Raw genomic sequence first — 15,487 nt, forward strand, 5'->3', positions numbered from 1 at the left:
AGGTGACCCAATATGCCAGCTCTTAACCCACAAGACCCCCTTCTGATTGATACACTTCTTACGGAAGATGAACGTCTGCTACGTGATGCAACACGTGATTTTGTTAGGGCTGAGCTTGAGCCTGTGGTCACTGAAGCTGCACGTAAAGGTGTATTCCCAATGGATCTGGCTCCTAAAATGGGTGAAATGGGTCTCTTCGGTATTCCTCTTGAAGGCTATGGTTGCCTGGGTCTTGGCTACGTATCTTACGGACTTGTAAACTTTGAGGTTGAGTACTGCGATAGCGCTTTCCGCTCTTTCCTCTCTGTACAAAGCTCACTGGTGATGCATCCAATTTACACATTTGGTACAGAAGAGCAGAAACAAAAGTATCTGCCAAAGCTTGCCAGCGGTGAATTCATCGGATGTTTTGGCCTCACTGAACCAGACGCAGGTTCTGATCCTGCATCAATGCGCTCAAACGCGAAAAAGGTTGATGGCGGCTACATTCTAAATGGTGAGAAAACTTGGATTACAAATAGCCCAGTAGCTGACGTATTTGTTGTTTGGGCCAAAGATGAAGCGGGCGATATCCGCGGTTTCGTTCTTGAAAAAGGCATGAAAGGCCTCAGCGCACCACACATGGAAGGCAAGCTAAGCCTCCTTGCAAGTGAAACAGGCATGATTGTTATGGAAGATGTATTTGTTCCTGAAGAAAACAAGTTCCCTGAAATCAAAGGGCTGAAAGGTCCATTCTCTTGCCTGAATAGCGCACGTTACGGCATTAGCTGGGGTTCAATGGGTGCAGCGCAAGCCTGCTTTGATGCAGCACGTGACTACAGCCTTGAACGTCAACAGTTTGGCAAACCTCTCGCAAGCAAACAGCTTATCCAGTTTAAACTCGCAAATATGAGTACAGAAATTACGCTTGGTCGCCTACTCGCGCTTCAGCTTGGCCGTCTTAAAGATGAAGGTAAAGATGATCACAACATGACAAGCTACGCAAAGCGTAACAATGTCGGTAAAGCACTCGAAATTTCTCGCATTGCCCGTGATATGCATGGCGGTAATGGTGTAAGTGACGAATACAAAGTCATGCGTCACCTTATGAACCTTGAAGCTGTAAATACCTATGAAGGCACATCAGACATTCACGCTCTTATCATTGGACGTGCCCTCACAGATATCCAAGCCTTTATGTAGGATGTAAGCTTATGAAACCAGTTCACCCAACCACAAAAATGTTTCTGCACATTGCAGGCTCTCTCTTTGGATTTCTTATTTTTATGGGTGCGTGGACTTGGTTTGGTTATTTTTCAAGCAGTGTTGAACTGAATGAACTATGGGTTACAAAACCCGTACTTATTATTGGACCTGTTGCCGTACTGGGGGCAGTTATGGCCTCTCTCTATTTCAATATCTTTGCGTTTATCTCTTGTACAATTATTGCGATGGCCTCTTTCCTAACTGTTTTCCATTACGATGTGCACTGGGAAACAGCACTTAAAAAGCAAGAGCTCTACGGTTACCAAAAGCAAGAGCTCGCTCGCGCAAAAAGTGAAGCTGATCACCTGTTCTACTGTGGTGAAGATGGCTACATCGCTCTCACAGATGGCAACACATACTTTTCTCCTCAGCTGCATGACTTTAAAGATAAGCGCTACTACATTGAGTACTTCCCTAAAATTGGTGACCACAAAGGACGTGTTTACCATCTAGGCCTATACCCTGGCGGCTTTGAGAATAAAACACTCGCTAAGTTTATTAAAAACCCTATGGAGAACTGCACAAAGGGCGGCTGGACACCTTATCAGTACCTCAACCAGTTAAAACCTTTAAAATCTGCAAACTTCTAAAAACTATTGACCCCAAACATTCTACAGGTATACAATTTCCACATACTCCTCTTCATTCCTTTTCCTTAGACGGAGTTTTGCTCCTATGTTTACCCTACCTACTCCCGTGGTTGCTAAAAAAGGCATCAGAGATACATACCTGAAAGCTTTGCGTGACCTACAAAAAAAGAGCGATGATCCTGACACACAAATGACTGCCATCATTCTTTCAAAAGACCTGAAAACAAAAGTCTCTAAGGCAAATGCAATGCCCCTTGGTATCCTTAAAGATGCTGAGCGTCTTGTCCGTCCTGAGAAATATCACTGGATTGAGCATGCTGAGCGTAATGCAATTTATGACTCGGCTAAATATGGGCTCGCCCTTAATGGCGCAACCATGTTTGCTTTGTGTATGCCTTGTATTGATTGTGCACGTGGTATTGCTTGCTCAGGTATCAAGCGTTTGTACATTGATTACGACTTCACCGAGTTCTACATTGACGGCAACGCCGCCAAATGGGAAGAAGGTTTCAAACGCGTCTTTGCTCTTCTTGATGAGGCTGGCGTTGAAGTGACCTTCCTCACCAGTCGCGACATTTAAAAAATCCCCCGCATTTGCGGGGGATTTTTTCGTTTTACATCTCGCTGAGAACATCTTTAAAAGAATCGTTAGCACGAATCTCCTGAAGAGTCTGAGGCGCATTGCCATAATAACGGCGCGGATTTCCACACATCCAGCAGCTGCAGATGGTGGCATTATTGGCCAGAATTGCAATATCACGATCCGTCAACTCACGACGAGCTTCAGGGTGAACAGCATTCTCACGGCGAAGCGCCTTAGCTTTATATTTAGCCGTATTATGGCGACGTTCAGCACGAGTACGGGGCATAGCATTATCCTTTCAGATAAACGCTAGCAGGCATAAGGGCTATCCCCTATGCCCTAGCGTTGGCTATGCCAACGGGCTTTATGCTTAGGCATAAGCTCTCCTTTTGAAGATTGAAGAAACAGTAAGATAGAATTGAATACAGTTTTATAGCAAGAATAGCTTAATCAGGCAAGAGAACCATTAAACTTGCTCAGCTATCTTGGAAAAATTTAAGTATAAAGTTCGCTCTACAGCCATCGAAAATGTGTTGGCATAAAGTGCGCAGAGCGATGTGTATTAAAGATACATGAGCACGAGCACTGCCATGCAAATACATTTGCAGATCTGTAGAGTAGAATTTTACATTTCACCGTAGTTAGGGCCACCTGCACCTTCCGGCGTTGTCCAGTTGATGTTCTGCTTAGGATCTTTAATATCGCAAGCTTTACAATGGATGCAGTTCTGCGCATTAATTTGCAGCTTAGGGCCACCCTCGCCCTCTTCTAGAATTTCATAAACGCCTGCAGGGCAATACTTTGTCTCAGGTGAGCCAAACTCTTTATAGTTCACATCAATCGCAACCTTCTCATCTTTGAGTTTCAAGTGAGCAGGCTGATTTTCTTCATGAAATGTTCCCGCAAGGAACACTGAAGACAGACGATCAAAGCTAAGCTTATTATCTGGCTTTGGATACTCAATAGGTTCAACAGCACTCAATGGCTTTGTCGCACCATGGTCAGCATGATGAGAGAGCGTTTTTTTACTACCTGAAAGATACGTTTCTTTTGCAGCGTTAATAAGACCAGCAAAAAGACCTTTTTTAAAGCCTGGGCGAATGTTACGTACACCGTGAAGTTCACGATATACCCATGAATCTTTATATTTATCTGTGTAAGACGTTGCCTCGTTTCCAGCTTCTTCAGATGCAAGTAGCTCAACCACAGCTTCGGCTGCAAGCATACCGCTCTTCATCGCTGTATGGTTACCCTTAATCTTAGCGACATTTAGGAAACCTGCACTATCCCCAACAAGCACACCGCCCGGAAATGTAAGCTTAGGTAAACTTTGGAAGCCGCCTTCAACAAGCGTTCTTGCACCATAGCTAATACGGCGCCCACCTTCTAAAACTTTAGCAATTTTAGGGTGATGCTTAAAACGTTGCATTTCCTCAAATGGAGAAAGCGTTGGGTTTTCATAATCAAGCCCCACAACAAAACCAACAGAAACCTTGTTATCACCCATATGATAAAGCCAACTACCACCATAAGTTTTTGTATCTAGCGGCCAACCAATTGTATGAATTGCATGGCCTTCATTATGATTTTCAGGCTTCACTTCCCAAATCTCTTTCACACCAAGGCCGTAAGTTTGCGGCTCACTGTCTTTATCTAGCTCAAATTTAGAGATAATCTCTTTAGAACAAGAACCACGGCACCCTTCAGCAAAGATTGTTTGCCGTGCATGGATTTCCATACCAGCAGCGTAGTTCTCTGTCTTCTCGCCGTCTTTACCAATACCCATGTCCCCTGTCGCAATACCTGCAACAGAGCCATCTTCATTGTAAAGCACTTCAGCAGCAGCAAACCCTGGGAAGATCTCTACGCCAAGCTGCTCAGCTTGCAGAGCCAACCAGCGCGCAAAAATGCCAAGAGAGATAATATAGTTATTATGGTTCTTCATTTGTGGAGGCGTTGGAAGCCTCACAGAAAGCTTCTTCGTCATAAAGTAAAACGCATCACTTGTCACAGGAACTTTAAGCGGCGCTTCCTTCTCTTTCCAATCAGGAATCAGCTCATTTAGAGCACGCGGTTCAAATACAGCGCCAGACAGAAGGTGCGAACCGACCTCGCTCCCCTTCTCTAAAACACATACATTAAGTTCTGAGTTTAATTGTTTGATTTTTATGGCAGCAGACAATCCTGAAGGCCCTGCTCCAACAATCACCACATCATATGGCATAAACTCTCTATCGCTGCGGAAGGCCATCTCTCTCATGGGATTACGATAGCTCCTTAATCAGCTCAGGAATGGCATCAAATAGATCTGCCACCAAACCATATGTCGCAATATCAAAGATTGGTGCATTCTCATCTTTGTTGATCGCAACAATTACTTTTGAATCCTTCATACCTGCAAGGTGCTGAATCGCACCTGAAATACCCACGGCAAAGTAGATATCAGGTGCAACCACCTTACCTGTTTGGCCAACTTGATAGTCATTTGGCACCCAGCCAAGGTCTACCGCTGCGCGTGTTGCTCCAACAGCACCCCCACCAAGCTTGCTTGCAAGCTCTTCTAGCATACCAAAGTTATCTGCTTCTTTAAGACCACGACCACCAGAGACAACCACTTTTGCACTACCCAGTTGAGGTCTTGAGCTATCAGAAAGCTCTGCCTTCATAAAGCTACTTAGGCCGACAGGCGCCTGCGCGCCAATAACTGTGACAGTTGCTTCTTTCCCGCTTTCACCAACAGATTCAAACGCTGTTGGGCGAATCGTCGCCAGTACTTTTGTTTCTGCAGTTTGTACAGTCGCAATTGCGTTACCTGCATATGTAGGACGCTTAAAGGTTTTATCATCAATAATTTCCATCACATCAGAAACCGCTGAAATTTCCATCATACCCGCAACACGGCCCATAAGGTTTTTACCAAATGTTGTCGCAGGGAACAACACATGCTCAAACTTGTCTGCAAGCTCAACCACTTGAGGAGCAAGCTCTTCTGCAAGAAGGTTTTCAAGATGCGGTGCTTCCATCAGCATCACTTCAGCAACATGTTCTAGCTTTGAGGCTTCCTCAGCTGCACCTACAGCTTCACCGCCCATAACAAGTACAGAAACTGCACCGAGCATGCTGGCAGCTTCAATTGTTGCATGTGTTGATGTTTTAAGAGAACCGCCAGTGTGTTCCGCAATAACAAGTACAGCCATTAGATCACCCTCGCTTCATCTTTAAGTTTTTGAACCAGCTCTGCAACGCTTGTGACCTTCACACCACCTTCACGTGGTTTTGGCTCTTCTACAGTCAGTACAGAGATTTTTGATTTTGTATCAATGTTAAGATCAGCAAGAGGCATCTCTTCAATTGGCTTTTGCTTCGCCTTCATTAGGTTTGGAAGGGTCACGTTACGTGGCTCATTCAAACGAAGGTCAGTTGAAATTACAGTTGGAAGGTTTACTGAAAGCGTTTCAAGACCACCATCTACTTCACGTGTGACTTCGGCTTTACCGTCTGTAATATCCACTTTTGAAGCAAACATAGCCTGTGACCAGCCCATCATACCTGAAAGCATTTGAGAGGCTTGGTTGTTATCGCCATCAATCGCTTGCTTACCCATAAGCACAACATCTGTGCCTTCTTTCTCAACAAGTACGCGGAGTACGCGCGCAACAGCGAGGGGATGCATATCATCGTCTGTGAGCACATGAATACCGCGGTCAGCACCCATACCAAGGGCTTTACGCAGGCTTTCTGTTACGTTTGCCTTACCAATAGAAACCACAATAATTTCATCAATCTTACCAGCTTCTTTAAGGCGTACCGCCTCTTCCACAGCAATTTCATCAAATGGGTTCATAGACATTTTAACCGTAGACAGGTCAACACCAGAGCCGTCATTCTTGACGGTCGGTTTTACGTAAGCGTTAATAGTGTGCTTAATCGCAACGAGGGCTTTCACGAGAACGATTCCCCTTTTCTTATTTAAATTTACGCGCGTATCATACCATATTTTGAGGAAAAGTCCTGTCGTTTTTACAAACACCAGGCAAAAAGAAACAGCCCCCGTTAAGGGGCTGTTCCAATTTTCGAGTATTATGCTTTAGCAGGAGAGGTTTGCTTCTCTTCTGCCGCTTGCTGTTGGTTTTGCCACATTTTGCGCTTCAGCACACGATGGGCGTCATGGTGACGGTCAATCAGCGGCTTGAAGAAGTCGCTGCCACGCTTGTGGCCATGCTTGCGCTTATAGAAGTAAATCTGCAAGATCCCTTCAACTGCAAACGCCTTGATGACAGCCAGCATGGGCAGAGCGGCAACAAAGCCAATACCACCAAACAGTTTACCGCCAGCAATAACAGCCAGGATCACACCAATTTTCCAAACACGCAGGCTATCGCCCACATATTTCGGAGTCAGGATTTTAGATTCCAGAACAAAGTTCACAGCACCAACCCCAACCAGTACAACGATGTACGGGTACAAGGATTCGTTCAAGAACGTTGCAAAGGTCACAACAAGGCTCACAGACAGAGCAATCCAAGACCCGATAAATGGCACGACCGACAAAAAGCCTGCAACCAAGCCAAGGAAGATTGCCATCGTTACACTGAAGCCTGCAATCAACAGTACCACCATAATGATGGCTGCCAAAGTCAGGCCAATTTTAGCCCAACCCACAAGCAGGTTTTTCAAGGAATTATCAATGCTCGCAAAGGTGCGATCCACAGGTCCTTCCCAGCTGTCAGGTGTCACCAGATGCACAAACTCCACAATGAAGGGAGAAACATCTTTTTCCCATTCAGTCGTGGCAATCCACAGCATGATCAGGAAAACGCCCCAGTGCACAACGGTTGGTGCAATGCCAAGCACGTTTTTCAAGTTGCCGACCAGCATATCACCAATCCAAGCCGGAACATTTACCAGCCAGTTGGTGACACCATTGATGTCAATGCGCTCCAGAGGAGTGCCTTTGACATACTCCTGAACACTGAGCATCCAGCCATTGATGAGAGGCCGAAGGGTGTCTTCAGAAAACCCACCCAGCCCTGCAAACAAGCTTTCCAGCTTGCCAACAACAGTGACCAGATACGCACCCAGCCCGACCATCAAGAGCAAAGGCATCAAGATGGTCAACAGCGGAATGGAGAGTTTCTTGGACATGCGCAGCTGAAATAGCCGAGGCACTTTGACATTTGCCACAGGGACAGTAAAGCCCCCAATGGGAATGCCACTGCAAAGCCCGCGCACGATTGGCGTCACAAGATACGCCAAGAATGACAGGAAAATGATATCAACCAGAATGGTTGGCATCTTGTAGGCAGTCACTGCCAAAACACCGAGGGCAATAAGTCCTGCCCACTGATATGGTGAAGGTTTCATTGATATATCCTCCTCAAGGATAAGAGAGAAAAGAGAAGCCCTAATTTAGGGAAGTTTACGTAGTGTATTTTATATGGGGAGAAAGAAGATGATTTACAAGGGTTAAATACAAAAAAGCTCCCAATTCTGGGAGCTTTTTCTGAGATCTCTACTACTCTTCAGTTTCAGAGTAAGATTTCATTGATCTTGCGCGTGATGGGTGGCGCAGTTTCTTAAGCGCTTTCGCCTCAATCTGACGAATACGCTCACGTGTTACGTTAAACTGCTGACCAACTTCCTCAAGTGTGTGATCTGTTGACATACCAATACCGAAACGCATACGTAGCACACGCTCCTCACGAGGCGTCAGTGTTGCAAGAATCTGCGTAGTTGAGTCACGTAGGTTCTTTTGTACTGCTGCATCGATTGGCAGAACCGCATTTGTATCTTCAATGAAGTCCCCAAGTGTTGAGTCATCCTCATCACCTACTGGCGTTTCAAGAGAAATCGGCTCTTTCGCGATCTTCTGTACTTTACGTACCTTCTCCACCGGCATCTGCATTTTCACAGATAGCTCTTCTGGCGTTGGCTCACGGCCAAGTTCAGTCATCATTTCACGTTGTGTACGGCTGAGCTTGTTAATTGTCTCAATCATGTGCACAGGAATACGAATTGTGCGGGCTTGGTCAGCGATAGAACGTGTAATCGCCTGACGAATCCACCATGTTGCGTATGTCGAGAACTTGTATCCTCGGCGGTATTCAAACTTATCGACCGCTTTCATAAGACCAATGTTCCCTTCCTGAATCAAATCAAGGAACTGTAGACCACGGTTCACGTATTTCTTCGCGATAGAAATTACAAGACGAAGGTTTGCTTCAATCATTTCTTTCTTCGCAACACGTGCTTCACGCTCACCTTTACGTACACGAGCAACAAGTTGCTTAAATTCGTCTACTTTCAGGCCAAGGCCATGTGCTGCTTTAAGAACTTCTTGGCGTTCAGCTTCAGCGTGTTCACCGTGCTCAGCAAAGAACTCTTTGTACTCTTTTTCAAGAGCTGCAAACGGGTTGTTCTCTTCGTTACCGATGTAAGAACGTAGGAATGTTGTACGGTCTACGCCTCTAGCAGAAGCAAACTTCACAAGCGTACCTTCTGTGCGCGTGATTTTACGAGATGTATCGTAAAGCATCGCCGTTAGGTCTTCCACTTTACCAATTGTCAGTGGAACTTCCTTCATTAGTTCTTTCATCTCAGTGATGTGTGTGATCAGCTGACCTGTAAGGACCTTAAACTGCTTGTCTGATTCAGGCAGTTCAAGACGCTTAGCATTCAGTGTCTGAATTTCTGAGTAGTGCTTAGCAACTTCTGTGAAAATCTCTGTCATGCGTGGCATGAGAGTTTCTTCCATTGCACTGAGAGACATGATCTCTGCATCTTCCTCATCTTCTTCCGACTCTTCGCCGTCTTCATCAGAATCTTTTGCTTCAACATCGTCTTCTTTACCTTTAGACGCGTCTTTTAGATCTTTCACTTCACCAGCTTCTTCATCGCCGTTTTCAACAGAGTCTAGATCTGCATCATCATCTTCGCTCGACCCCATTGCTGCGTTCAGATCAACGACATCACGCAGGAAACGGTCGCCCATCTGTACTTCATTCATTAGGTCTAGGAGGTAGCCGTATGCTGCTGGGCATGTAAATAGACCATCTTCCATTTCCATTTTTCCAGCTTCAATACGCTTCGCAAGCTCAATCTCACCTTCGCGTGTCAGAAGGTCTACGTTACCCATCTCACGTAGGTACATACGCACAGGGTCATCTGTACGGCCGTAGTCTTCACTGCTGCTGCTGCCGCTTGATACGTTACGGCTGCTTGATTTAGCAATGGCAGTTGTCGCACCAAAGAATCCTGGGTGTGCGTCAAATGTTGAGATATCGCTCTCATCATCCATAGATGCGCGCTTTGAAGGGCTGCCTGTGTCTACAACACCAGATACGTCTTCGTACTCATCATCATCTTCAACAACAACGTCATCATTGTCCGCTTCCATTTCAAAACGGTTCGAACCACGCTTCGCTTCAGTACCGCCAGTATTTTCTGGGGCGCCTGCCGCTGCTTTTGTTGTCTCTTCTACCGATGTCATCTCTTTGTCCATTCGGTTTCCTCCTGCGTTTAGGTTTTTATCGTTATCAATAAACTTTTTAAGTTGCCTATTTATTCAGCATTTTTCTGCTTTTGAGCCAGAAGCTTTTGCTTCATTTCCTCCCAAGCTGACATATCTGTCTCCTCCGAGACAATGTGAGCTATTGAGCTCTGCGGCATAGCTTTCTCCTGCTTTGCCTTCTTCTCATCTGAGAGACGGCGCCAATATGCAATACGCGCGCCAGAATCCATCTGAGAAATGATATCGGACTTCAACAGACCATGAAGTTGATCGTATGCTCCGATAGAAGTGAGGTAAGAATCAAATGAAGGCTTGTCAAGGGTGCCCTTGCCTAAAAATTGAAGCCCGTACCCAACCAACTGATTAAACGCCTGATTTTTAAATTTAAGATCGGCAATTTCATCAGAAAATTTTTCAAAAAATATTGGCTCATGGAACATCAGTGAACACATCGCAGCGTCCACATCACGGATATGTGCATGAGCATTTTTAATCGCATCTGGTGCTTTGAGCTTTCCACCATGCAGCGCCTTACCACGAACCGCGTCCCAAAGCTTACTCTTAAGAGCACTTGTGTAATGCTTCTTCACTGTTTCATCTACGATAGAACCGCACGTTGTCGCAATTTCCTGCTCAATACGTGCGCGTGTATCAGGTGCGCTAAAGTCTGCTGAAGCTGTCATGGAGCGCCAAATAATATCATCCAGTGTGCTAGAAGCCTGTACCAATTTCTTAAAGGCATGCGCCCCCTGCTCTGCCACAAAACTATCAGGGTCATGGCCCTCAGGCATTGTAATAAACTTAAGTGATTTACCTGGTTTTAGGTGTGGTAGAACCATCATCGCACTTCTATATGCTGCGCGCTGACCTGCTTCATCACCATCTAGGCAAATAAACGGCGTATCTGTATAGCGCCATAGCAGGTGTACTTGATCTTCTGTCAGCGCTGTCCCCATTGGGGCAACAGCTGTTTTAATACCTGCTTGCCATAATGCAATGGCATCCATATATCCTTCAACTACCAGCATATAACCTTGCTGACGCACATGCTCACGAGCACGGTTAAGGTTGTAGAGCATTTTACTCTTATGGAAGAAATCTGTTTCTGGTGAATTGAGATACTTGGCTGCGTTATCATTCTTTTCAAGAATACGACCACCAAAACCAACCACCTGACCACGTTCGTTTTCAATTGGGAACATCAATCTCCCGCGGAAACGATCATAATGCTTCCCGCTATCAGACTGCCCAATGAGCCCTGTATCTAAAAGCGATGGAATATCCACTGTATCTGAGATAAGCTCATTCATGGTTGCGTCCCAACCATCTTTGGCAAAACCCACACCAAATTCTTGAACAGTCTCAGCTGTAAGGCCACGACCGTCACAATATTCAAGTGACTTACCATTCAGCTGGCTTACAAAAAGTTTCTTAGCCTTATCGAGAGCTGCATAGCCCTTCTCATATTTATCTCGCACCGCTGGCGGTGTTGTACTCTTCTCATACTGAAGCGTTACGCCAGACGTTTCTGCAAGGTACTCAACAGCTTCTACAAATGTACCGCCACGCATATGCTGAACAAGATCAATCGCACCACCATGAGCTCCACAACCAAAACAGTGGTAGTAGCCTTTATCTTCTACAATATGGAGAGAAGGTGTTTTCTCATTATGAAACGGACAGCATGCCCACCAGCCTTTACCTTTACGTTTGAGTGATGGTGTAAACTGACGAAATACGTCAACAAGCGATGTTCTCGCTTTTACATCCTCAATGCTGGTTTTGGAAATTTTGGGCACTTATAAACCTAATCTTTAGCATTACTCGGCTTGTTTATAAGTAATATTATACAATTAAACAGACTGTACACACTTTGACAAGCACTTTTTCTAAACTTTTTCAAAAAAATAAAGGGATGCACATGCACCCCCTTATCTTTAAATTTAAAGAACTTTATTGGAGGCCCTGAGTCTGTGGATTTGATTCCACACAACCGAGGTTTTTAAGCATAGATTTCTCATGGCTCTTAAAGGTACGCGTCATACGCTCCGCTGGGAGAAACTCCACGGCAACATGGCCGTCTTTTACTCCAGAAGTTTGAATCGCTTCAGGGCAAGTTACAGATCCCATAAGGGCTGCTCTTTTTTCGTCTAATGTTTTTGTTGTCATTATATGTCTCCCTAACACTTAATTAGTGTATACCATATTACTTATTTCAGTCCAAAATGTCAAGCCTTCCTATATTTCCTCGCTGACAAAACTGGTATTGGTACCACTTATATTATTTCAACCCCGAAAGGTCATTATTTTTATATTTTTTTAGATATCTTCTTTATTCATTGGCTCTGAGAGCAGGTTTCCTTGCATAACTAGGCAGCCAACCTGGTGTAAAAAGGCCTTTTGCTGGTCATTTTCAACACCGACAGCAATCACACCAAAACGTAGATCACGGGTAATCTTCATGATTGTTTGTACAATCTTACGGTCTTTTTCACTGCGTTCAATACGCTGAATGAACGTTGGGTGAATCTTTAGCGTGTTTACAGGGAGCTGTTTTAAGTTACCTAGAGGCTTCTCCCCTACGCCAAAGTTATCAATCGCTACAGAGTGACCTTGCTTCAAGAGAGACTTAAGCGGCTCAATCGCAAGCTCTGACTGATTAATAAAGATATCTTCAGAAATATCAAAGGCAATGTATTTACTCGGTACGCCTGACTCATCAATTACACGCTCAAAACGACGCAGAACCGTTGGGTCTAAAAGTTGTTGCTCTGAAACGTTCATCCAAACCGTAACAGGGTAACCGCAACGCTCAGAAAGCTGCTTTTGCGTTTCCAGTGCATCTTTGAGTGCCCACTCCCCTAAAGGAAGAATCAGGTTTGTCTCTTCTGCGTACTGCATAAACTGAGCAGGTTTTAGCATACCTTTACGTGGATGATTCCAGCGCATCATTGTTTCAAAACCAAGAATTTTACCTGTTTCAATTTGGTGAATCGCTTGATAGTGCGCTGTCAGCTCATTCTTTTGAATGGCTGTTTTTAGGTCACTAGCCAAATCATCTACTGGTACAATTTCAGGCTCTGTATCCTTCTTCTCACTTTCCATATGCTGGAAGTAAACAAAGCGATTCTTACCTGTTGTCTTCGCGTGGTACATCGCTTGGTCAGATTTCTTAATAATATCTGTTGTACTGCTACCGTCATCAGGGTAAATACTGGCACCGATACTTGTACTTACATGTACATCATTCGGGCCAATTTTATATGGCTCACTAATGGATTTAATAATCTTCTCACCAATTGCTGCCACATGGCTTTGATCACTAATTCCTGTCAAAATCACCGTAAATTCATCACCACCAAGACGCGCGACAGTATCTGTATCACGGACAATCGCTGTCAGTCGCTCTGCCACTTTTTTCAGAAGAATATCCCCGACATCGTGACCAAGGTTATCGTTCACGGCCTTAAACCCATCAAGATCAAGGAAGAGCACAGCAACCTGAGTCACCTGACGGTAAGCTTGTGCGAGTGCCATGTTGAGACGATCGTAAAAGAGCTGTCTGTTTGGAAGCCCTGTTAGAATATCGTGGTAAGCCAGCTGCTTCTCACGCTCACGGTCTTGTGATTCACGAGACTTCAATCTCATAGATTCAGTTACAGGCACAGCATATGCCACATAACCGGCAATTCGGTGTTCGGTATCATGCCAAGGCACCATGTTCCAATTCAAAATTTCCTTCTGACCGCCAATCATATGTTCATCAGCTTCAACCTTAATTTCATGCCCTGCAAGAAGTTCAGCTTCAGCACTTTTAATATCTTTCGGAATCCAAGGCACCATTTGTGTATGGTTTCGCCCTCGCAAAGTGCCAGAAAGTTTAAAGACTTCTTTCCAGCTTTCACTCACAGCAATGTAATCCCACTGTCTATTGAGTACTGCAACAGGTGTTGGGCTGTTAATCGTCATCGTTTCAAGCACGTGCCCGCTTGTTGATTTAAAGAAGTTATCTGTTTCTTTCCCTTCAGAAATATCTTTAAAGTAGAAATAAACCTCTTCTTCAGCAGGAATAATTTTTACCATCAACCATGTATCAATCGCTTCAACAAAAATTTCTTTCTCCATATACTCTTGCTTATTCACAGCTTCTTGAATCATCAGGTGAAGGCCAGATGTCATATAAGCAGGAAAGACATCATGGATACGGAAACCAACCGTTTGAATGGTTCTGTTAGCGCGTGTCGCCCACCCTTCTAGGTAAGCTTTTGCAGATTTGTTTACAAACTCAATTGTATCAGAAAGCGTGAGTACAATAAGCGCAACATCCAACTCATCTTGGATGTCATAAAACTTCACCTGGCCATCTTCATACTTATGCTTAAACTCTTGCTTAAGAGTTTGTTCTCTTAAATACCCTTGCCTATAAAAAGAAAGCTGTTTCTTATAATTGGCTGTAAAGACATGACGGCGCATCATAAGAATTGTTGCAAGCGTTGTTGCCAAACCTGAAAGCGGAATAAACCACAGCGGCCAAAGAATTGCCGTTAAATCTCTATAAAGAGGAAGCTTTTCCTGAAGGCCCTCAAAAATACCAGGGTTCCCAACAGAAATACCGCTATGAACACTAGCCACCATCTCGACACCTGTTGGTGGAGAAATCATCACAACTTCAAATAAAACCAGTGTGACAACAACCGTTAAAAATACCCCAATGATGCCAATCACAACAATAAACGCAACCTGCTGAAACTCGAGATCAATATCTCGAACAACTTTGCTATTTTTTTGCATCTTCTCGTTCATGTACGGGTGTCTTTGTGTTATTGTTATTTCCAGTATAAGTAACTTTTTTGCTTATGCTACGTAAAATAAATAATAAGTTGCAAATCCTCGACAAAATGGCCCTATACATGAAGCATTTTTACAAAACACTATTCTTTCTAGCCCTTGCCTTTTCACAACTACAAACTGCTGTAGCACAAAGCACGCCAAATTCGCAACGCGTGGAAAATGTTGTTGCTACAATTGTAAGCAGTCATGACACATTTACAAAAGGTGACGCACTTAGAATTGGTATCCGCCTTGATATGGATCCACAGTGGCACGTGTATTACATTAACCCGGGTGACTCAGGCCTTGCTCCAGAAGCAAACTGGACACTTCCGGAAGGTATGACTGTCGGTAACTTTGAATTTCCAACACCAGAAATTATTCCAATTGAACCTCTTACAAACTATGGTTACGAGCATAGCGTAACGCTCCTTGCCCCTGCACGTATCAATGAAGATATGAAAACAGGTAAATACTCTATAACGGCTGAAGTCAGCTGGCTGATGTGTAAAGACATCTGCCTGCCAGGTGAAGCAATGCTTACGCTTCCTATTGAGTACAGCGCTGAAATATCAACACCATCTGCTGATGCAAGCCGCTTCCCTTCAACTGAAGAATACCCTGCTCCTGATTCTGGCCTCATTTCTGAAAGCCTCATCCAAACAGACAGCAACATCCTCTTCCCAATTAGCGACCCTGCATTCACGAAAACACTGCGCTTTATTCCAC

Annotated in this window: 13 protein-coding genes; 4 read left to right on the top strand and 9 right to left on the bottom strand. The window is 44.5% G+C overall.

Annotation, left to right across the window (positions count from 1 at the left end):
* Positions 1-12 precede the first annotated feature (12 nt).
* The 3 genes from VX730_02700 (at position 13) to VX730_02710 (ending at position 2,415) form a co-directional block, all read left to right on the top strand.
* Positions 13-1,182: an acyl-CoA dehydrogenase gene (locus tag VX730_02700; GenBank protein MEC9291288.1), complete on the top strand. Its 1,170-nt coding sequence runs from the start codon at positions 13-15 to the stop codon at positions 1,180-1,182.
* 11 nt (positions 1,183-1,193) lie between these two features.
* A complete protein-coding gene (locus VX730_02705; GenBank protein ID MEC9291289.1) occupies positions 1,194-1,835 on the top strand; it encodes a hypothetical protein in 642 nt (213 codons plus the stop codon).
* Between the two features lie 85 nt (positions 1,836-1,920).
* Positions 1,921-2,415: a CMP deaminase gene (locus VX730_02710; GenBank protein MEC9291290.1), complete on the top strand. Its 495-nt coding sequence runs from the start codon at positions 1,921-1,923 to the stop codon at positions 2,413-2,415.
* Between the two features lie 34 nt (positions 2,416-2,449).
* Here VX730_02710 and VX730_02715 read toward each other — a convergent pair whose 3' ends face one another.
* From VX730_02715 to VX730_02755, 9 genes are all read right to left on the bottom strand, one after another.
* The gene (locus VX730_02715) at positions 2,450-2,704 is read right to left on the bottom strand and encodes a hypothetical protein (GenBank protein ID MEC9291291.1); all 255 of its coding nucleotides are present in this window, start codon (positions 2,702-2,704) and stop codon (positions 2,450-2,452) included.
* 339 nt (positions 2,705-3,043) lie between these two features.
* The gene (locus VX730_02720) at positions 3,044-4,669 is read right to left on the bottom strand and encodes an electron transfer flavoprotein-ubiquinone oxidoreductase (protein ID MEC9291292.1); all 1,626 of its coding nucleotides are present in this window, start codon (positions 4,667-4,669) and stop codon (positions 3,044-3,046) included.
* Between the two features lie 13 nt (positions 4,670-4,682).
* A complete protein-coding gene (locus VX730_02725; protein MEC9291293.1) occupies positions 4,683-5,615 on the bottom strand; it encodes an FAD-binding protein in 933 nt (310 codons plus the stop codon).
* Positions 5,615-6,364, bottom strand: coding sequence for an electron transfer flavoprotein subunit beta/FixA family protein (locus VX730_02730; GenBank protein ID MEC9291294.1), 750 nt, complete (start codon positions 6,362-6,364; stop codon positions 5,615-5,617). Before VX730_02730 ends, VX730_02725 begins: the two co-directional genes overlap by 1 nt.
* A gap of 134 nt (positions 6,365-6,498) precedes the next feature.
* Entirely contained in the window at positions 6,499-7,782 is a 1,284-nt protein-coding gene (locus VX730_02735; GenBank protein MEC9291295.1) for an AI-2E family transporter, read from the bottom strand.
* A 151-nt stretch (positions 7,783-7,933) separates the two neighbouring features.
* Complete coding sequence (rpoD, locus tag VX730_02740) at positions 7,934-9,919, bottom strand: RNA polymerase sigma factor RpoD (GenBank protein MEC9291296.1); 1,986 nt, start codon at positions 9,917-9,919, stop codon at positions 7,934-7,936.
* Between the two features lie 59 nt (positions 9,920-9,978).
* On the bottom strand, positions 9,979-11,727 hold the full coding sequence (gene dnaG / locus VX730_02745; GenBank protein ID MEC9291297.1) for a DNA primase: 1,749 nt from the start codon (positions 11,725-11,727) through the stop codon (positions 9,979-9,981).
* A 154-nt stretch (positions 11,728-11,881) separates the two neighbouring features.
* Positions 11,882-12,097 (bottom strand): hypothetical protein, encoded by a 216-nt coding sequence (locus VX730_02750; GenBank protein ID MEC9291298.1) that lies wholly within the window; start codon positions 12,095-12,097, stop codon positions 11,882-11,884.
* A gap of 150 nt (positions 12,098-12,247) precedes the next feature.
* On the bottom strand, positions 12,248-14,731 hold the full coding sequence (locus tag VX730_02755; GenBank protein ID MEC9291299.1) for an EAL domain-containing protein: 2,484 nt from the start codon (positions 14,729-14,731) through the stop codon (positions 12,248-12,250).
* A 107-nt stretch (positions 14,732-14,838) separates the two neighbouring features.
* Here VX730_02755 and VX730_02760 point away from each other — a divergent pair.
* On the top strand, positions 14,839-15,487 hold a 649-nt coding region (locus VX730_02760; protein MEC9291300.1), incomplete at its 3' end, for a protein-disulfide reductase DsbD domain-containing protein.

The organism is Pseudomonadota bacterium (genome assembly GCA_036141575.1).
In the GTDB taxonomy this organism is placed as follows: domain Bacteria; phylum Pseudomonadota; class Alphaproteobacteria; order UBA2136; family JAPKEQ01; genus JAPKEQ01.